The sequence below is a fragment of the Streptomyces sp. NBC_00104 genome (genome assembly GCF_045160825.1).
Lineage (GTDB): Bacteria > Actinomycetota > Actinomycetes > Streptomycetales > Streptomycetaceae > Streptomyces.
On the sequence record NZ_CP108215.1, the window covers coordinates 3,498,537 to 3,516,077 of the forward strand.

The following is a 17,541-nucleotide window of genomic DNA, read 5'->3' on the forward strand; positions in this document are numbered from 1 at the left end:
GCTCCCGTTCGCGGCTACTGGTCCTTGGCCGCGAGGTCGGCCGCGGGCACGGCCACCTGGGCCTGCTTCGGCTCGGCGGCCATGGCCCTCAGCGTCTCGAAGGCGGCTGCCGTCGGGCCGGCCGGTTCGGCCTGATAGACCACGAGCTGCTGATGCGGGGCCCCGTTGACCGTGAAGGCCGCGAACTTGATGTGCAGGTCTCCGACCTCGGGGTGCTTGAGGTGCTTGCCTTCCTGGGACTTGCTCTTGACCTCGTGCATCTTCCAGATTCCGGCGAATTCCTCGCTCTGCGCGGACAGTTCCGCCACGGCGTCGGCGATGCGGGCCGATTCCGGATCATGGCCGTACGCGGCCCTGAGTTCGGCGACACAGGAGTGCGCGGCTCGCTCCCATTCCTGGTAGAACTCGCGCCCTGCCGGGTCGACGAACACCATGCGGGCGAGGTTGTCGAACTGGTCGAACCCGCTGTGGAGGGCCGTGGCAAGGGAGTTGGCCGCCATGATGTCGAGGGCCGGGCCGACGACGAAGGCCGGAGTGTGCTCCCATCCGTTCATCAGCTCCAACAACTGTTGGCTGATGTCCGCCCGGCCCCAGTCGCGCGGGCGCTGCGAGGCGGTGAGGCAGAGGCGGTTGAGATGGTCGGCGGCTTCCGCATCGAGTTTCAGTGCTTGGGCCACGGCTTCGAGAACCTGCGGGGAGGGGCTGTTCTCGCGTCCCTGCTCCAGCCTGATGTAGTAGTCGGAGCTGACTCCGGCGAGCATCGCGACTTCTTCTCTGCGCAGTCCCGGTACCCGGCGTCGCCCGTATTCGGGCAGACCGACGTCCTGTGGCTTGAGGGCTTCGCGTCGGGCTCTGAGGAAATCACCCAAAGGTGTCCCATTGCTCATGCGGCAAGACTAGATGATTTCCAGCCGACGGGACCTGCCGGTCACCGCACTACGACACTAGGCTGCGGATCTTGAACGCGTAGTACCTTCATGACCTGATGGGCAGGATTTTCCCCGCCTCGCGTGGTTTTTGCGGAGGCGCCGGGCTGTCGGGAGGCTTTTCGCCGTCCGTCTCATCCGTCCGCCACATCCGTCCGCCACATCCGTGCGCCACCCGTGGGCGCACGATCCTGGGTGTAACGCACCCACCATCGGCGGACCATTTACAGGCGTTTTCCGCCTAGCCTCGGGAGCATGGACAACGTCACGCGCTCCGACTCGGTTGAAGGGCTGGGTCAGTTCCTCCGTGCCCGCCGGGGACGCCTCAGCCCCGCGGACGCGGGACTGCCCAGCGCCGGTCGCCGAAGGGTGCCCGGTTTGCGGCGGGACGAGGTCGCGGCGCTGACGGGTGTCAGCCTGAGCTACTACAGCAGGCTTGAGCAGGGCCGTGAACTCAGCCCCTCGATCCGGGTGTTGGACGCCATGGCCCGCGTGCTGCGCCTCGGGGAGGAGGACACGCGGGAACTCTTCCGGCTGGCCCAGCCGGCAGCTCGCCGCCGCACGAAGTCCCCCGCCAGGGTGGAGCGTGTCCGGCCGCATCTGCGGCAACTGATCGAGAGCTGGACCAGGACGCCGGCGTTCATCATCGGCCACGCCCAGGACCTGCTGGCCACCAACGCACTGACCGACGCTCTCTACCGTGACTTCGCGCAGCACGACAACGTGCTGCGCATGCTCTTCCTGGACCCCGCGGCGAAAACCTTCTACAGGAACGCCGAGCGGGCCAGGCATCGCGCGGTCTCCGACCTTCAGCAGACCGCCGCGAACACCCCCGAGGACGCCCGCATCCTGGAGCTCGTCGGCGAACTGTCGGTGCGCAGCGGCGAGTTCCGCTCCCTGTGGGCGCGTGAGTACACCCGGGTCCCGCCCTACGAGGTCAAGCAGATGTACCACTCCGTCGTGGGAGACCTGGAGCTGCGGCACGAGGCCCTCACCATCCGCAGCGCCCCGGGACAGCAACTCGTCATCCTGCAGGCGGAGCCGGGCTCCCCCTCCGCGGACGGTCTGGCCCTGCTGGGCTCCCTCAGCGCACCTGATGTGCCCCGTCAGCAGAATCCCGCGGACGGCGCCTGAGCCAGGAGAGCCAACCCGGGCCGCTACCGCGCATTCCTCTCGGCAGCGCCCGGAATTCGGCCGAACAGGTCACCGCATTCGCCTCGCCGGATATCGGCGGACCGAGAATCAGCTATCGCGCGTTTTCGCGGCCTCGACCCCCGGCCGACCTCGACTCCGGGATCCCCAGCCCGCCGCGTGCGCCGCGGCGGACTCCGGCCATGGCGCCAGGGGTGTGCGGTTGGCCGCCGTACGGCCCGCGTCCTGGTGCGTCTGCCGGCCTCGGCCCACCGGAGCTCACCGCTCATCGTGCGGTACTTCGCCGGACGTACGTCTCGTCTTCCTGGGTGTAGGACTCCCAGGAAAATCGCAGCCTTCATAGCGCCGTAGCCGACGGGCAGACTCGAATTCGTCAACAGGAAATCCCCCACAAAGGGAAACGACGAAAGAGGTTTTTCCCATGGCTACGTGGTTTGTCACCGGTGCTTCCCGCGGAATCGGTGCTGAAATCGCCCGCGCCGCCCTGGCAGGCGGTAACAATGTCGTGGTCGCCGTACGGAATCCGGAGCGGGTGCCGGCCGATCTGAAGAACTCCGACCGGGTCTTCGCGGTCGCCCTGGACGTCACCGACAACGACAGCATCCCGCGGGCGGTCGAGGCCGCCGTGGAGCGGTTCGGCGGCATCGACGTCCTGGTCAACAACGCCGGCCGCGGCCTGCTCGGCGCACTGGAGGAGATCACGGACGCGGAGGCCCGGTCGCTGTTCGACCTCAACGTCTTCGGCCTGATCAATGTCACCCGCGCCGTGCTGCCCGTCATGCGCAGGCAGGGCTCGGGCAAGCTCGTGCACATCGGTTCCCGCTCGGGCTTCGAGGGCGAGCCGGGTGTCAGCCTGTACTGCGCGTCGAAGTTCGCCGTCGCCGGCATCAGCGAGGCGCTCTCCGCCGAGATGGCCCCGTTCGGCATCCAGTCGACGGTCGTCGAACCGGGCGTCTTCCGCACCGACTTCCTCGACGCCAGCTCCCTCTCGGTGGCCGCGAACCGCATCACCGACTACGACGACACCCCCGCGCACGTGACGCTGGACTGGATCGACAAGGCCAACCACGCGCAGCTCGGCGACCCCGTCAAGGGCGCCGCCCTAATCGTCGAGGTCGCCTCCGCCGAGAAGCTGCCCACTCACCTCTACCTCGGGCGCGACACCCTGGAGCGGCTCGACGTCAAGTACCAGCAGGTGCGGGACGACCTCGCCCCGTGGCGGGAGAAGTCCGCCGCCACCGCGCACGACGACGCCGCCTGACGCACGGCAGGGCGCCATCGCACTCGGGCGCCCGCAGCCCATCAACAGCCCGGCCTTCCCGACCACGTCACCGACCCCGACGCCTCCCAGCTGATGGCCGGCCTCATCCACGACATCGACTGTCTGCAGTCCGCCGACATCGCCGAAACCGTTGCCTTCATGGCCGCTGTCCCGCGCCACGTCAACCTCACCGAGATCACCATCATGCCGACCGCCCAGGCCATCTGAAGTCCGTCCCGTCATGGCGGGGGAGGAACAGCCGAACGCTGTTCCTCCCCCGCCATGACGCGTCGGCGGACGCGGTTGCCGGGACTCCTCTGAGGCTCAGCAGTCCGGCAGAGGTGGTGCCGCCTTGAGGAAGTCTCCAGTCGAGAACGGGAACGTTGTGGGCCTCGCCGGAGGGTCGGTTCCGTCTGGGCGACGGGACACCACTCACCGCCCCCCGGAGACGGGCCGGAGCCGGGAACGTTGCTCGGGTCTCGTCATCGGTCTGGTCCGAGTAGACGGTGACACGACGGAACCGAGGGTCTGCCCGTGGGCCGTGGGGGGGTACCCCTTCGACGACCTTGACGCGGGCACCGAGCAGGGCCTCGGCCGACGCCACGGCCAGCCATGTGGCCGGTCGTACGCAGGTCTGTGGGAGTGTCCCGTCTCCGCTTGACGTACCCGAAGCACCACGGCGACTCCGGCAGGGCACGCACCATGAACACGACGGCGCCGCCTTGCTGAGGGCCGGTGGTACGGCGTCCCCTGCTGAGGACGCCGGTCCAGGACCGCTGAGGGAGCCTCCCTTACTGACCGAGGTCGCCGGGCAGCAGACCTCGCTCCGTGAAGACCTTCTTGGCGACGAAGGTGGCGTTGAGTGCCTTGGGCATACCGCAGTAGACGGCGGAGTGCAGCAGCGCCTCGACGATCTCATCGGGCGTCAGGCCGACGTCGAGGGCTGCGTCGATGTGGACGTCGAGCTGCGGCTCGCAGCCGCCCGGGGCGGTCAGCATGCCCAGGGCGGTCAGCAGGGCGATGGTCGGGGCGGCGGGCGCCCAGGAGGGCGGCTGGTCCGGGGTGCTGGGCGCGGCTGTCGTGTGCCGGAGGGAAGTGGTGGGAGTGAGGTGGGACATGGGAGCTCCGGAAGAGGCGGCCGGTCGCCGCCCCACGTGTCCGCGCCGCACGACCGGCCGATGGCACTGGCCGGATGCGGTGGGTGGGTGCCCCCGGCCGCAGGAGGAGAAGCGGCCGGGGGCGATGGAGGGGACTGCCCAGGCGGTGGGGGTGCCCAGGCGGTGGGGGTGCCCAGGCGGCCGGGTTGATCAGGCGGCTGAGGCGCTCAGACAGCCGGGGTGTTCAGCACGTACTCGCGTGAGGTACGCACCTCGCCGCGCAGGGCGGCCAGGTCGACGTCGAGGACGTGTCCGTCCCACTTTCGGGGCTCGCCGTTGATGAGGACGGCGCTGATGTTGCGGGCGTCGGAGCCCAGCACGATCGTGCCGATGGGGTCGTTGAGCGGCATGTTGTTGAGGTCCTCGGCCTGGATGACCAGCAGGTCGGCCTTCTTGCCCGGCGTGAGTGAGCCGGTGACGCCGGCCAGACCGTTGGTACGGGCACCCTGGAGGGTGGCGAAGTCGAGGACGTCGTGGGTGGTGATGCGGGAGGGTTGCTGGTCGGTGCCGTGGACGGCGTTGACCGCGCGCATCCGCTGGATGGCGTGCAGCGCCCGCATCTGCGTGAACATGTCGCTGGCCAGGGCGACTTCGACGTCGATGCTCAGTCCGGGGCGGATACCGACGGAGAGCGCCTCGTCGACGGCGGGGATCGCGGTCTCCAGGCCGATCTGCGCGTCGGACGTGGGGGCGAGGGCCACGGTGGTGCCGGTCTCCCCCATCGCCTTCCACGCCTCGGAGGTCAGCCCGGTGGAATGGATGAGGGTGACGTCGGGACTGAGAATGCCGTCCTTGGCCCAGCGCAGGACCGCCTCGGAGGAGGAGGTACCGAAGACGGCGTCCACGCTCACCCCGATGCCCAACTCTTCCGCAACGCGGGCGAGTTCGGGGCCGTAGGCGAGGGCCGGTCCGGCGATCTCGTCGGTGGCCAGGGTGGCCAGGCGCAGGGTGAGCAACTGGTCGTCGCTGCTGAAGTACCGGCCCTTGATGCGGGCCAGGTCGCCCGGCCACTGCCGGTCCCACTCGCCGAAGTGCGGGCCCATGGAGGCGTGCACGCCGCGGATGCCGGTGTCGACGAGGGCCTGGACTGCGGCGTCGGAGTGCTCGGGGGTGCGGGAGTTGTGGGAGAAGTCGAGCATGGTCGTGATGCCGCTGTCGATCGCGGTCAGGGCGGCCAGCCGGGTGCCGATGTACATGTCCTCGGGCCGGTAGACCGTGGCGTAGCCGGCCAGGGTGGTCATGACGTAGCCGCCGAGGTCATCGACGTCCGGCATGATCCGGCGCAACTGGGCCTCCCAGGCGTGCCGGTGGGTGTCGACGAAGCCGGGGGTGAGGATCGTGCCGGTGGCGTCGACGACCACGGCATCTGCCGCGTCGAGGTCGCGGCCGACGGCGGTGATCGTGTCGCCCTCGACGAGGAGGTCGCCACCGTCGATGACACCGAGGTCGGGGTCCATGGTGACGACGGTCGCGCCGGTGAACAGGACGCGCCGCCGGTCGGCGGGCCGACGCCGGAGCTCTTCGAGGACGGCGACGCTGGTGGTGTCGTTGACGTTCATGAGAGGTCTTCTTTCCGTATGGAGGTGAGGGCCGGGAGGACGGGGCCATGCGCCGGAGACGGCCGGCAGGGTGGGCCGTACGCCGGAGAGGGCTGGGAGGGTGGTCGCCGGGGGCCGGGCTGCTCGGACACCAGCCCTTGGCCGCGCCCGCGGCGGCAGCCAGGCCGCGGTTTCCCCAGGTGTCGCGCACGCGCACCCAGGATCGGGAACCGTGAGTGCGCTGACCGGGGAAGGTCAGCCGAGCTTCATGACGTAGCCCGCGTGGTGCAGTTCGTCGCCCTGGAACTCCCCGTAGGCCCAGAAGCCGAGGTCGTCCAGGTAGTCGATGCGGTCGCCGTCGATCCAGTAGCGGCCCTGGTAGGCGTGCGGGCGTCCGCCCCGGGTCTCGTCGTAGCGGCCGTCGGGGGTGAGCTCCTGGTGCAGGAAGTCGTGTCCGTCGATCCAGACGCCGACGCGCGGGCTGCCGGTCAGGTCCTCAGCGGCCGGGATGCCCGCCTCGGGGGCGGTGGCCCGGCCGGGGACGTCGGCGCCGGACCACAGGACCGGCCGGCCGGCCGCGACGAGTGCGCGCACCTGCTCCGGTCGGGTCATGAGGGTGGCCACGGCGCTCGGCACGTCGGCGGCGAGTTCGTCGGGCACCACCAGGAAGTCGGGGGTGTTGCCCGGGGTCAGCGTCGCGACGTACTCCGAGCGGTGGCCACGCCCGCCGGCCAGCGCCACGGTGTCCACGACGGCGGGGGCGACGGTCGAGCCGGTGCAGTCGACGACGATGGCGTTGTCGTCCCCCGCCGCGGTGATGATGCCGGGGCCGACCCCCACGACCAGGGAACCGACGAAGAGGAGGTCGGCGCCGGTCATGGTCCCGATCAGCGGGTCCATCGTCAGGATGCGGGCGTTGGTGAACAGGACGGGACGCCCCTCGTCGTTCGAGAGGATCTCGTCGAGGACCTCGGGGTTCCAGCGCACGGTGCCGGTGTCGGTGATGCTCATTGCGTGCTCCTCGGTGGAGTCGCCTCGTCGGTGTGCCCGCTGCGCGAAATGAGTGCCGGTGCAGGTCCGAGGCGAGTGGTCGGCAGCTACGGCGGCTGCCTGACCACCAGGTTCGTCGCGCGGCGGATTCGGAACCAGGCCGCCGTTATCCCAGGTGTCCGGCACCCACGATCCGTCCCGGCGCCTACGACCGCGGAGGCCATGGGGAAGGCCCAGGACGGCACGCTTCGCTGCCGCACGGCATGAAGAGACCCGTCGCTCGCGAAGCTGGGTGCGCGGCACCCAGGAAGCCCTCACCTGGGGAGACGGCGGCCTGGTTGCCACCGGTCGTCGGGGCGATCGTAGAGCCATGACCAGCAACGACACGCCCCGCGACCCGCACCCGTACGTCGGGATGTGGGTCACCGCCGACGGACACATCCGTCAGGAACTGCTGCCCGACGGCCGCTACGACGAAGCCCGCGGCAGCCGCCAGAGCGCCTACACCGGCAGCTACACCGTCACGGGCAACCACATCGACTAGGTCGACGACACCGGCTTCACCGCCACCGGCGACATCCGCGACGGCGTTCTCTTCCACGAGCACCTGGTGCTTTACCGCAAGGGCGACGAGCACACCCGGCAGTGAGCCTGACCATGGCCGAGGTCCACCTGCCGGTGACCGCCTCCGCCCGGACGGAGCGTCCCCTTCCGTTTCCCCGCGTCCTGCCAGCCTCCCGAATTAGGCTTCCCAGCCACTCACAGAGGCCACCTGCGGCGACTTCCCCGGCCGCGAGCCGAGACGTCTGTGCAGGTCAGAGCAGTTCGGACGCTCTTTGGCGGCAACACTGTCGAACCCGCGAGCAGCGGATTCGGTTCCGTTCAGGCGAAGTTGACGCTCCGCCAGCCAAAAGGAACGTTTCCGCAGGTCAGAGACCTGCGGAAGTGGGGCGGGTGGGACTCGAACCCACGGCCGACGGATTATGAGTCCCTTGGGGATCTTGGCGGCCCTTGCCGATCATTGCCGATTCACGCCGTTCTTGCAGGTCAGACGTGCTGATCAGGGTCAGCCCTGTGCGGTGCTTGTCGATCTGCTCCTGTCCTTGTGGCCCCTCAATGGCCCCTGGGGGCCGATGAGGTGGACGCTTACCACAGCGGCAGCCGCGTCCGCCCTGTTCAGCCGAGGGACTGGAACCCTTCGCGCAGCGGAGTCCCTTACCGACGCGATGATGCTCCATCCCAGGCCACCGGGGTGGAGCATCATCCCTGACGTCACGAGGCGATCCCGCCCACCGGACTGTGCCTCGACCTGGGTAGCGGCGCGTCGATCGGGTCAGCCGCGTCGATCGGGTCAGCCGAGTACGTAGCTCTCATCACCGAAGTCAGCGACGATCTTCAGCTTGCCGCCGAGCGCCTTGACGTACGCGGCGAGGGTGTCGACCTCACTGCGCTCCAGTTGCCCCTTCTCGATGCGCGAGACGCGGGCCTGGGTGACACCCATGGCTTCGGCAACCTGGACCTGCGTAGTGTGCTGCCGCTTCCGCAACTCGGCGAGGCGGTGCACACGGGAGGCCAGGACCATCGCCTGCGCCCCCTTCTGGATCTGGTCCTTTTCGGCATCGGTGAAGGCGAAGCCGTCGGCCAGGTCTCCCCAGGAGACGGCCTGCGGGTCCTTGAGGTGATCAGTCATCGTGCCCCGTCCTCTCCATCGATTCGCTTCAGATGCTCCGCGTATGCCTGCTCCGCCTGTGGTACTGCGACGCGATACCAGCCGGACCAGTCGCCCGCCTTGTCGCCGCCGACCAGGATCACGGCCTGGCGGTCCGGGTCGAACACGAACAGCAACCGCACTTCCGTGACCCCTGCCGAGCCGGGGCGGAGCTCCTTGAGGTTCGACAGCACAGATCCCTTGATCGTGTCCACCAGACGCCGACCCAGCGCGGGACCTTCCTCCGACGAGATGATGCCCCACCCCTTGGCCCAGGGTGGAGCATCATCCCCTGACGTCAAAAGACGATTTTGTCCACCGGGCTGTGCATGAACCTGGGTCGCAGCGCGTCAATCGGATCAGCCGAGGACGCAGGCCTCATCGCCGGACTCAGCAACGATCTTCAACTTGCCGAATCACGAGCTCGGCCACGTACTGAGGGCTTGGTCGGCGACGCGGTGCATGTCTTCTCGGCTGGCGCCGCCGGCGGCCTGCACGGCGAGGCCCTGCCCGACGGTGTGCACATAGCGGGCGAGGGTTTCCGGGTCGGCGGTGGGGGGCAAGTCGCCCTCGGCCTGGGCTTTTTCGAAACGTGCCCGTAGGGCCCCTACTCCGGCCTCGCGGCGTTCGGCCAGGTCGCGGCGGACCGGTTCGCTTTCCGGGCCGGCTGCCAGCGCGGACTGCACCAGCAGGCAGCCGCGCGGGCAGCCGGGCGCGGTGTGGGCCTCCACGCCTCCGTGCAGCATCGCCTCGGCCACCTGCCGGGCGGTGGGCAGCTCAAGAGCCGGGGCCACAAAGGCTCCCGGGCCCTGCACATAGCGGTCGACGGCCTTGCGGAACAGCTCCTCCTTGTTGCCGAAGGCGGCGTAGATGCTGCGCCGGTTGATCCCCATGGCCTCGGTCAGCGCAGCGAGCGAGGCACCTTCGTAACCCTCGGCCCAGAACACCCGCATCGCCACCTCCAGCGCCTCGTCGGTGTCGAAGGACCGGGGCCGTCCCGTGCTGGGCATCGAAGCCTCCTTGAGAAAAGTTCGCCGCCACGGAAGGACTCCGTGGTTGCTCAGGTTAGTGTCATCATGGATATAGTAACCGAGCGGTTCGGTTCGTAAGTGAAGTGCTGAAGAAATCGGAGACCCCTATGGGCACCCAGCTCGCCCCCGGCACCACCCGGTCCGGCGTACGGCCTCTCGACGGCAAGACCGCCCTGGTCACGGGCGGGTCCCGGGGCATCGGTGCCGGGATCGTGCACCGTCTGACCGCCGACGGCGCCCAGGTCGCCTTCACCTACTCCAGCGCCAAGGACCAGGCCGACGCCGTGGCCGAGGCGACGGGCGCCCTGGCCGTGCAGGCGGACAACGCGGACCACGAAGCCGTCCGGGCCGCGGTCAGCCGGACCACGGAGCATTTCGGCGGACTGGACATCCTCGTCAACAACGCCGGCGTCTTCCACGGCGCGCCGATCGAGGACTTCCCACTGGAGGAGTTCGACCGGCTGATCGCCGTCAACGTCCGGGGCGTGTTCAGCGCCGTGCAGGCCGCCGCTCCCCACCTCGGCCAGGGCGGTCGCATCATCACCATCGGCAGCGTCATCGTCGACCGCGTCCCCTTCCCCGGCGCAACCGTCTACGCCCTGACCAAGGCCGCCGTCGCCGGTCTCACCCGCGGCCTGGCCCGCGAACTCGGTCCGCACGGCATCACCGTCAACAACGTGCAGCCCGGCCCCACTGCTACGGACATGACCCCTGACTCCGGCCCGTACGCGGAATCCCTGAAGCAGCTCATGCCGCTCGATCACTTCGCCGAGCCCGCCGACATCGCCAGCGCCGTCGCCTATCTCGCCGGCCCCGAAGCCCACTTCATCACCGGCACCAGCTGGAACGTCGACGGCGGCATCGCCGTCTGACCGCCCACCCCGGGCGGCCGCAAGCAGGCGCGGTCCACCGGCCTCCAGCCGCACCGTCGTGCAAGACAACACCCCCGTCACAAAGGACGTACCACGACCATGAACGCTTCCACCACAGCCCCCACGACCGCCCCAGCCGTCGAGTCGGAGGAGCCGCTCAGCCCCGGCTACGACGCGGCGACCAAGGACGACGCCGAGTTCAACAAGCACTTCCGGCACGGCTTCACCACCATCGACGACGTACAGATGCACTACGTCATCGGCGGCGACGGCCCGCAGGTCATGGTGCTGCTGCACGGCTGGCCGCAGAGCTGGTACGAGTACCGCCAGATCATGCCCTCGCTGCTGCCCGGCCGCACCGTCATCGCCATCGACCTGCCCGGCATGGGCGACTCCACCGGAAACCCGCCCTCCAGGACCAAGGCGGTCCTGGCCACGTACATCCACAAGCTCCTCAACCACCTCGGCCACCGCGAGAACGTACAGGTCGTCGCCCACGACTTCGGCGTCAGCGTCGCCTACCCGCTGGCCGCCCAGTACCGCGAGCAGGTGGCCGGGCTGTTCCTCATGGACTACGGCCTGGTCGGCAAGAACCTGAAGTTCGCCACCATCGAGTCGATGTTCTGGCACTTCTCCTTCAACAAGCAGAACCCGCTCGCGGAGGAACTGGTCACCGGCCGGGTCGAAACCTTCCTCACCCACTTCTTCCAGGGGATGAAGACCGCCGGCGAGAACGTATCCGACGACGAACTGGCCGAGTTCGTCCGGCTGTTCTCCCGCCCCCAGGTCCTGCACGCCGGCTTCGAGCTCTACCGGACCGAGACCCAGGACGAGGCCGACAACGCCAAATTCCAGGAGACCCCGCTGACCATCCCGGTCCGCATGATCACCCAGGCCGGCCTCGCCGACATGGTCCTGCCACCCCTCCAGGACGCCGCCCCCCACGCCACCTCCGCCGACGTCCCCGGCGCCGGACACTTCCTCCTCCACGAAGCACCCGACCGCGTCCTGGCCGAGATCAACGCCTTCTACCCCCACCCCACAGCCTGACCGACTTCGAAAGCCGGCACACCGAGGTGAGAGGAAAACCCCTGATGAACAGCCAACGCACTTCCGCCCGCGATGTCCCTACCCGCGTATTCGCCGCCTTCGACGCGGGCGATATCGATGCGCTGGACACCCTGGTCTCGCCCGATCTCGTCGACCACAACCTGCCTCCAGGGGCTCCCTCGGCGATCGAGGGGATGAAGGGGATGGTCGCTGCCATGCGCGACGGGTTCACCAACCCTCACCACGAAATCGTCTACCAGGCCGAAACAGACGACGGCTGGGTCGTCTCCCAGTGGGTGATCACAGCGACCCACACCGGCCCTTGGTTCGGACTGCCCGCGACAGGCCGTGACGTGACCTGCTCCGGCATCGATCTCGCGCGGGTGGTCGACGGTCGGATCGTCGAGATCCGGCACGTCGAGGAGCTGCTGCAACTGCAGATGCAGATGCAGCTCACCGACTGAGGCAGCAGCAAAGACGCACCAGCGCGGCGTGAGCCGACCAGACGCGGACCTGCACCGGCGTACCGCCGAGACCGCCTGGCGCAAGTGCGGCGACCATGCCCGCACCACCCAGACCGGCTGCGCCCTCGCCCTCCGGTTCGACATCGTGCCCACCGCCGAGCGGGCCGCGGTGGGCGAGGCCCTCGCCGCGCTGGTACGCGCCCGCGACGGACGCATCGCCACCGGGTTCCTGGGCACCCCGTTCGTGCTGCCCGTCCTCACCGGCACCGGCCACACGGACGAGGCGTACCGACTCCTGCTCACCCGGAATGCCCGGGCCGGCTCTACCAGGTCGTCCGCGGTGCCACCACCATGTGGGAGCGGTGGGACGCCATGCAGCCCGACGGCACCATCGACGTCGAGAACGCGGGCACGATGCTGTCGTTCCACCACTACGCCTACGGCGCCGTCGCCGCCTGGCTCTACCAGCCCCGGAGACACCGTCGGCCTGGACACCGCTGCGCCGTCCCGGCCCCTGTACGGCCCTTGGGTCCTGGCATCGGCCCCAAGAGCAGTCGCCCTGACCGCGAGCGACACCCTCGATCTACTCAGTCGCAGGTCAGATGGGTTGGAGCTCCCCCGAACACCGCCGGACACCAAACTCACGAGCAGCGGATTCGGTTCCGTTCAGGCGAAGTTGACGCTCCGCCAGCCAAAGAAGAACGTTTCCGCAGGTCAGAGACCTGCGGAAGTGGGGCGGGTGGGACTCGAACCCACGGCCGACGGATTATGAGTCCTTTGAGGATCTTGGCGACCCTTGTCGATCATTGCTCATCTTGGCCGTTTTCCCAGCTCAGAAGGGATTTGGCGCCTCAGTCCTTTTCGGCCCTTGTCAGTCTTTTCCGATCCTTGTGTCCAACCTGCGTCCAGAACGCGTCCCGGATGGACGCGCTCACCCGGTTTCACGGACCTCTCCCCAGCTGAGGAGAGGGTCTCGAAAGCATGCGCAGCGGATTCCCTTTCCAACGCGCGGAGACTCTCCCCCGGATGCTGAGGCAGAGCCTCTATGGCAGTGGTCACAGGTCAAACGTCTACGCGCGGCCTGGCCGAGTTCCAGTGCGGCCAACCGCGTGGCTGGGGCGGTCGATTCGGGGAGCGGGGCAGCACGGCGACCAGGCCCGCCGCAAAAACGACAGCGGGGCACCAGAGGCTGAAGCCTGTGCCGTACGCGACCTGCAGATCGGCGGACGACACCGCGAGCAAGGCGGCGAGCCGGATCCACGACACTGATCCGGGGCCCCTGAAGGCACACGTCCAGGAGTACGTCATGCCGGACAACAAGTTCCTCACCCTGGTCTCCGGCACCGCCGTCGACATCCGGATCACCATGCTGAAAGTGACGACCTCCCGCCTCACCTGGGAGTTCGAACGCCGAAAGGAGCCCACCGGGAAGTACCTGGCGCACACCCCTCTCCCGACGCGCTCGCTGCAGGTCCACAGATCTGAGAAACGGACCACCCAGGGGTGCGCGAGCCCATCAATATACAATCGATCATGTATATTGATATACGCCGCAGTGTGCATGAGGAGGCCATCTTGAGCCGCACCGTGATCGACCTCGACGACGAGGCACTGGAAGAAGCCGCCAAGGAACTCGGCACCACCACCAAGCGCGACACCATCAACACCGCCCTGCGCGAGGTCACCGCCCGCTACCGGCGCCTGCGCGCGCTCGAAGACGCCCGGCAACTGGTGACCGACGGAGCCCTGGACATCGACATTCTCCTGGACAAGAACCAGTACCGGCCGTGACCGTCGCCGACTACCTCATCGACACCTCCGCCCTCGCCCGCGTCCTGCTCCGCCAGACCACAACTGAGTGGGACGACAGGATCGGCGCCGGCCTCGTCGCGATCTGCGACATCACGGAACTCGAGGTCCTCTACTCCGCCCGCTCAGCCGCGGACCGCGCGCGACTGAAAGCCGCACTCGACGCCCACTACGCGTGGTGCCCCATGCCTGACGGCATCTACCGCCGCTCCCGCATCGTCCAGGAACAACTGACCACCAAAGGGGAACACCGCAGTGCGGGCCCCGTCGATCTCCTGGTGGCCGCCGCCGCGGAAGAAGCAGGCCTCACCCTGCTCCACTTCGACCGCGACTTCGAAACCATTGCTCGCACGACGGGGCAGCCGGTCCGCATGATCGACCTCAGGCAGTAGAGTCCGCGCGGTCGCACGGAGGGACGTCAGGCCTCTCGCCGACCGCCCACCCAAGGCGGTATCGCGGCGATGCCCCACTGCCGGACGGCCTCGTTCCGCACCCTCGCGCCCGCCCGCGGACTGAGTCGCCTCGCCGACGCCCAGTCCGGGGCACGGCACGCGCGGGTGAACTGCCGTACCCACCCGCCGACCCCGGCAAAGCGGCGCACCCGAAGATCGCCGGACAGCAGGAGCAAGAAACCCCAGGTCCGCGGCCCGACCTTCACCGGCCGGTCCGCTCACCCACCGAACACCGAAAAGAGCAAAAGCCCCAGGTCACGGCGAGTGAGTCCTGGCTCTCACAGAGCCGCCTCCGGGATTCGAACCCGAGACCTAAGCATGACGAGGGCACGAGGGATCACGCCGCCTCGTGACGACTGATGCTGCGGGATGCCGTTGTGCCTGATCGGACCACCTGCGCCGTGCAGGGCGCCAGTACCTCGTGCCGCACCGTCCAAAGGCGTCCGGCCACCCCTTGGCCACCCCGGGCCACCTACGCTGCACCTCAACGCCTACGCACAGCAGTTGTCGGACTTCCACAGGTCACTCACGCGAGGTCCCGCACACGCAGACGCCGGTCGACGATGCCGTCGCGCGTCGGCCACACGGTCCCGGCCCCTACAGCGTCACCGCATACAAGACGCCGGCGGCGCCACCAGTTACGTACACCATCCCGTCGGCCACTGCAGGGTCCTTGTACAAGGATTTGGCGGTGTGGAAGCTCCACCGCTTCTCGCCGCTCGCGGCGTCCACCGCGTACAGGTTGCCGTCCTCGCTGCCGACGAACACCACACCGCCCGCCACGGCCGGCGACGAGGCCACGGCGCCGCCCGTGCGGAACTTCCACCGCTGCTCGCCGGAGGCAGCGTCCACCGCATAGAGGTTGCGGTCCCAGCCGCCGACATACACCACCCCGTCGACCACGGCCGGCGACGAGGACACAAAGTGCTGGGTGGGGAACTTCCACCGCCGTTCGCCGGTCGCGGCATCCACCGCGTACAGGTTGCCGTCCTGGCTCCCGACGAACACCACACCGCCCGCCACGGCCGGCGACGAGAGCACGGCGCCGCCCGTGCGGAACTTCCACCGCTGCTCGCCGGAGGCGGCGTCCACCGCGTACAGGTTGCCGTCGTCGCTGCCGGCGAACACCACACCGTCCGCCACGGCCGCCGACGAGTCCACGACGTTGCCCGTGCGGAACTTCCACCGCCGTTCGCCGGTCGCGGCGTCCACCGCGTACAGGCTTTTGTCGACGCTGCCGATATACACCACACCGCCCGCCACGGCCGGCGACGAGAGCACGGTGCCGCCCGTGGGAAACGTCCACCGCCGCACGCCGGTCGCGGCGTCCACCGCGTACAGGTTGCCGTCGTCGCTGCCGGCGAACACCACACGGCCCGCCACGGCCGGTGGCGAGCCCACTCTTTCGTTGGTGCGGAACTTCCACCGCTGCTCGCCGGTCGTGGCGTCCAGCGCGTACAGGTTGTGGTCGTTGCTGCCGACGTACACCACGCCGCCCGCCACCGCCGGCGCCGAGGACACGGAGCCCCCGGCGCGGAACAGCCACCGCTGCTCGCCGGGGGCGGCGGAACCGCTGCCGCGGATCTTCCAGCCGACGAAGCCGAGTCCTGCCGCGGTGGCGCCGCCAAGGCCGAGCAGGGTCCGTCTGCGGGTGATACCGGCCAGGCGTGCCCCAGCGTTCGCGGGCGGCCAGGACGGGAGCCGCGCCGCGGTCGGCGGGAGGTCGACGTCGCGCTGTTCCCCCGACCGGGCCGGTGCCGGGCGCTCCGGCGGGGCGGCACCGGGTTGCGCCGGCACCGGCGCTGTGGGCGAAGGCTCGGACGTCTCGGGCGATACGGGTGGCGGAGCCGGGGGCGGCGGCGCGGCGGCGGTGCGCGAGTGCAGTGTCGTGGCGACCGGCTCGGGGAGCCAGCCGGGCTCGGTGGCTGTCCGGGTGACCGCCGGCCGGCCGCCGGAGGTGTCGGCCAACCGGTGCAGCAGCGTGGTCACCGTGGGCCTCTGTCCGGGCTCCTTGGCCAGGCAGCGGCCCACCAGGGTCCGCAGGCCCGGCGGGAGTCGGTGCAGGTCGGGTTCCTCGTACACGACGCGGAAACTGAGGGCGTGCCCCGAGCCGGTCCCGAACGGCCCGGCCCCGGTCGCGGTGAAGGCCAGTACCGCGCCCAGGGAGAAGACGTCGCTCGCCGGTCCGACCGGCTTGCCGGTCAGCTGCTCGGGGGACATGAACCCCGGCGTGCCCACGACCGTGCCGGTGCGGGTGAGCGCGCTGGCCTCGCCCGCCACCGAGATCCCGAAATCGATGACTCGCGGTCCGTCCGCGGCGAGCAGGATGTTCGACGGTTTGAGGTCCCGGTGGACCACGTCGGCCGCGTGGATGGCCTCCAGGGCCTCGGCCAGCCCCGCCCCGAGGGCGAACACCGCCGCCTGCGGCCACGGTCCGTGCGCTGCCACGGCATCACCCAGCGGGACCCCCGGCACGTACACCGTCGCCAGCCATGCCGGTGATCCGTCCGGATCGGCGTCGACCACACCCGCGGTGAACGCCCCGTTCACCCGGCGGGCGGCGGCCACCTCCCGGGCGAACCGGCGCCGGAAGCCACCGTCCTCGGCCAGCTCCGGGCGTACGACCTTCACCGCCACGAACCGTCCGCCGGGCGAGCGCCCCAGGTACACCCGGCCCATCCCACCCGCGCCCAGCCGGGCCACGATCCGGTACCGCCCCACCTGCTCCGGATCCCCTGCCTCCAGTGCCTCGAACGGTTCCACCCGACAACCCCCTGCCACGTCCCCACGCCCCAACGGCCTCACGGGCTGCCGCTGTCGAGATCGCACATCATCCCCGATGTCCCTGACTCCGCACTACCGTTCGCCTGTCCAGCCCCTGTTGACTTGTCCACCGGCGGGACGATCACCAGGAGGGCCGTAGCCCACATGCACAACTGGCTCTCGCCGTATGACCTGGCACAGCCGACGGCCCGCCCGAACCTGCCCGCACCCAGCTTTCGGCAACACGCTTCAGCAGCCAGGCGCCGGCCGGGGGCACCCGGTCCTCCCGCACCGGGCCGGAGCGGGGGCCGCGATCCCGCTCCTGGCCTGGTCCGATGTAGGTGCCGGCGGGTTCGGCGAGGGACAGC

Annotated in this window: 16 protein-coding genes and 3 pseudogenes; 11 read left to right on the forward strand and 8 right to left on the reverse strand. The window is 69.4% G+C overall.

The window, feature by feature from the left end; all coding sequences use genetic code 11:
• Positions 1-14 precede the first annotated feature (14 nt).
• Positions 15-887 (reverse strand): helix-turn-helix transcriptional regulator, encoded by an 873-nt coding sequence (locus tag OG272_RS15220; RefSeq protein ID WP_327729841.1) that lies wholly within the window; start codon positions 885-887, stop codon positions 15-17.
• A gap of 294 nt (positions 888-1,181) precedes the next feature.
• On the opposite strand from OG272_RS15220, the gene OG272_RS15225 reads away from it, so the two are divergent.
• The 3 genes from OG272_RS15225 to OG272_RS15235 all read left to right on the forward strand — a co-directional run bounded on the left by OG272_RS15225 (position 1,182) and on the right by OG272_RS15235 (position 3,567).
• Positions 1,182-2,060, forward strand: a complete 879-nt coding sequence (locus OG272_RS15225) for a helix-turn-helix transcriptional regulator (RefSeq protein ID WP_327729840.1) — start codon at positions 1,182-1,184, stop codon at positions 2,058-2,060.
• A 439-nt stretch (positions 2,061-2,499) separates the two neighbouring features.
• Positions 2,500-3,339 (forward strand): SDR family NAD(P)-dependent oxidoreductase, encoded by an 840-nt coding sequence (locus tag OG272_RS15230; protein ID WP_326582976.1) that lies wholly within the window; start codon positions 2,500-2,502, stop codon positions 3,337-3,339.
• A 93-nt stretch (positions 3,340-3,432) separates the two neighbouring features.
• On the forward strand, positions 3,433-3,567 hold the full coding sequence (locus tag OG272_RS15235; RefSeq protein WP_327729839.1) for a hypothetical protein: 135 nt from the start codon (positions 3,433-3,435) through the stop codon (positions 3,565-3,567).
• A gap of 563 nt (positions 3,568-4,130) precedes the next feature.
• Here the strand turns inward: OG272_RS15235 and OG272_RS15240 are convergent.
• From OG272_RS15240 to OG272_RS15250, 3 genes and pseudogenes are all read right to left on the reverse strand, one after another.
• Positions 4,131-4,352: pseudogene (locus OG272_RS15240) on the reverse strand (carboxymuconolactone decarboxylase family protein); the annotation flags it as partial.
• A 311-nt stretch (positions 4,353-4,663) separates the two neighbouring features.
• Positions 4,664-6,055: an amidohydrolase family protein gene (locus OG272_RS15245; protein WP_327729838.1), complete on the reverse strand. Its 1,392-nt coding sequence runs from the start codon at positions 6,053-6,055 to the stop codon at positions 4,664-4,666.
• Positions 6,056-6,289: 234 nt separating this feature from the next.
• Positions 6,290-7,045 (reverse strand): Atu4866 domain-containing protein, encoded by a 756-nt coding sequence (locus OG272_RS15250; RefSeq protein ID WP_326582975.1) that lies wholly within the window; start codon positions 7,043-7,045, stop codon positions 6,290-6,292.
• A 349-nt stretch (positions 7,046-7,394) separates the two neighbouring features.
• Between OG272_RS15250 and OG272_RS15255 the strand changes: the two are divergent.
• Positions 7,395-7,673, forward strand: a pseudogene (locus tag OG272_RS15255) (Atu4866 domain-containing protein).
• A gap of 702 nt (positions 7,674-8,375) precedes the next feature.
• On the opposite strand, the gene OG272_RS15260 reads toward OG272_RS15255, so the two are convergent.
• From OG272_RS15260 to OG272_RS15270, 3 genes are all read right to left on the reverse strand, one after another.
• Entirely contained in the window at positions 8,376-8,714 is a 339-nt protein-coding gene (locus tag OG272_RS15260) for a helix-turn-helix domain-containing protein (protein ID WP_328976279.1), read from the reverse strand.
• Positions 8,711-9,034, reverse strand: a complete 324-nt coding sequence (locus OG272_RS15265) for a type II toxin-antitoxin system RelE/ParE family toxin (RefSeq protein WP_405893633.1) — start codon at positions 9,032-9,034, stop codon at positions 8,711-8,713. The genes OG272_RS15260 and OG272_RS15265 overlap by 4 nt, the downstream gene beginning before the upstream one ends.
• 114 nt (positions 9,035-9,148) lie before the next feature.
• Positions 9,149-9,742 carry a TetR/AcrR family transcriptional regulator gene (locus tag OG272_RS15270; RefSeq protein ID WP_326668688.1) on the reverse strand — a complete coding sequence of 198 codons (594 nt, stop codon included), beginning with the start codon at positions 9,740-9,742 and terminating at the stop codon, positions 9,149-9,151.
• A gap of 128 nt (positions 9,743-9,870) precedes the next feature.
• On the opposite strand from OG272_RS15270, the gene OG272_RS15275 reads away from it, so the two are divergent.
• The 7 genes and pseudogenes from OG272_RS15275 to OG272_RS15305 all read left to right on the forward strand — a co-directional run bounded on the left by OG272_RS15275 (position 9,871) and on the right by OG272_RS15305 (position 14,350).
• Positions 9,871-10,635, forward strand: a complete 765-nt coding sequence (locus tag OG272_RS15275; RefSeq protein WP_327729835.1) for a 3-oxoacyl-ACP reductase family protein — start codon at positions 9,871-9,873, stop codon at positions 10,633-10,635.
• A 99-nt stretch (positions 10,636-10,734) separates the two neighbouring features.
• Positions 10,735-11,685 (forward strand): alpha/beta hydrolase, encoded by a 951-nt coding sequence (locus tag OG272_RS15280; RefSeq protein WP_327314876.1) that lies wholly within the window; start codon positions 10,735-10,737, stop codon positions 11,683-11,685.
• A gap of 44 nt (positions 11,686-11,729) precedes the next feature.
• Positions 11,730-12,149, forward strand: coding sequence for an ester cyclase (locus OG272_RS15285; protein WP_405893634.1), 420 nt, complete (start codon positions 11,730-11,732; stop codon positions 12,147-12,149).
• Between the two features lie 28 nt (positions 12,150-12,177).
• Positions 12,178-13,112 (forward strand): annotated as a pseudogene (locus OG272_RS15290) (hypothetical protein).
• 235 nt (positions 13,113-13,347) lie between these two features.
• Positions 13,348-13,728 (forward strand): hypothetical protein, encoded by a 381-nt coding sequence (locus tag OG272_RS15295; protein WP_405893636.1) that lies wholly within the window; start codon positions 13,348-13,350, stop codon positions 13,726-13,728.
• A complete protein-coding gene (locus tag OG272_RS15300; protein WP_020115394.1) occupies positions 13,725-13,940 on the forward strand; it encodes a type II toxin-antitoxin system VapB family antitoxin in 216 nt (71 codons plus the stop codon). Before OG272_RS15295 ends, OG272_RS15300 begins: the two co-directional genes overlap by 4 nt.
• On the forward strand, positions 13,937-14,350 hold the full coding sequence (locus tag OG272_RS15305; protein WP_327729832.1) for a PIN domain nuclease: 414 nt from the start codon (positions 13,937-13,939) through the stop codon (positions 14,348-14,350). The genes OG272_RS15300 and OG272_RS15305 overlap by 4 nt, the downstream gene beginning before the upstream one ends.
• A gap of 657 nt (positions 14,351-15,007) precedes the next feature.
• Here the strand turns inward: OG272_RS15305 and OG272_RS15310 are convergent.
• Complete coding sequence (locus OG272_RS15310; protein ID WP_405893638.1) at positions 15,008-17,173, reverse strand: PQQ-binding-like beta-propeller repeat protein; 2,166 nt, start codon at positions 17,171-17,173, stop codon at positions 15,008-15,010.
• Between the last annotated feature and the right edge of the window lie 368 nt (positions 17,174-17,541).

What these genes read in the sequence shown, in the direction of transcription:
- OG272_RS15275 (WP_327729835.1), top strand. Translation starts at nt 9,871, where the DNA reads ATGGGCACCCAGCTCGCCCCCGGCACCACCCGGTCCGGCGTACGGCCT.
- OG272_RS15245 (WP_327729838.1), bottom strand. Translation starts at nt 6,055, where the DNA reads ATGAACGTCAACGACACCACCAGCGTCGCCGTCCTCGAAGAGCTCCGG.
- OG272_RS15230 (WP_326582976.1), top strand. Translation starts at nt 2,500, where the DNA reads ATGGCTACGTGGTTTGTCACCGGTGCTTCCCGCGGAATCGGTGCTGAA.
- OG272_RS15235 (WP_327729839.1), top strand. Translation starts at nt 3,433, where the DNA reads ATGGCCGGCCTCATCCACGACATCGACTGTCTGCAGTCCGCCGACATC.
- OG272_RS15285 (WP_405893634.1), top strand. Translation starts at nt 11,730, where the DNA reads ATGAACAGCCAACGCACTTCCGCCCGCGATGTCCCTACCCGCGTATTC.
- OG272_RS15225 (WP_327729840.1), top strand. Translation starts at nt 1,182, where the DNA reads ATGGACAACGTCACGCGCTCCGACTCGGTTGAAGGGCTGGGTCAGTTC.
- OG272_RS15260 (WP_328976279.1), bottom strand. Translation starts at nt 8,714, where the DNA reads ATGACTGATCACCTCAAGGACCCGCAGGCCGTCTCCTGGGGAGACCTG.
- OG272_RS15250 (WP_326582975.1), bottom strand. Translation starts at nt 7,045, where the DNA reads ATGAGCATCACCGACACCGGCACCGTGCGCTGGAACCCCGAGGTCCTC.
- OG272_RS15220 (WP_327729841.1), bottom strand. Translation starts at nt 887, where the DNA reads ATGAGCAATGGGACACCTTTGGGTGATTTCCTCAGAGCCCGACGCGAA.
- OG272_RS15280 (WP_327314876.1), top strand. Translation starts at nt 10,735, where the DNA reads ATGAACGCTTCCACCACAGCCCCCACGACCGCCCCAGCCGTCGAGTCG.
- OG272_RS15270 (WP_326668688.1), bottom strand. Translation starts at nt 9,742, where the DNA reads ATGCCCAGCACGGGACGGCCCCGGTCCTTCGACACCGACGAGGCGCTG.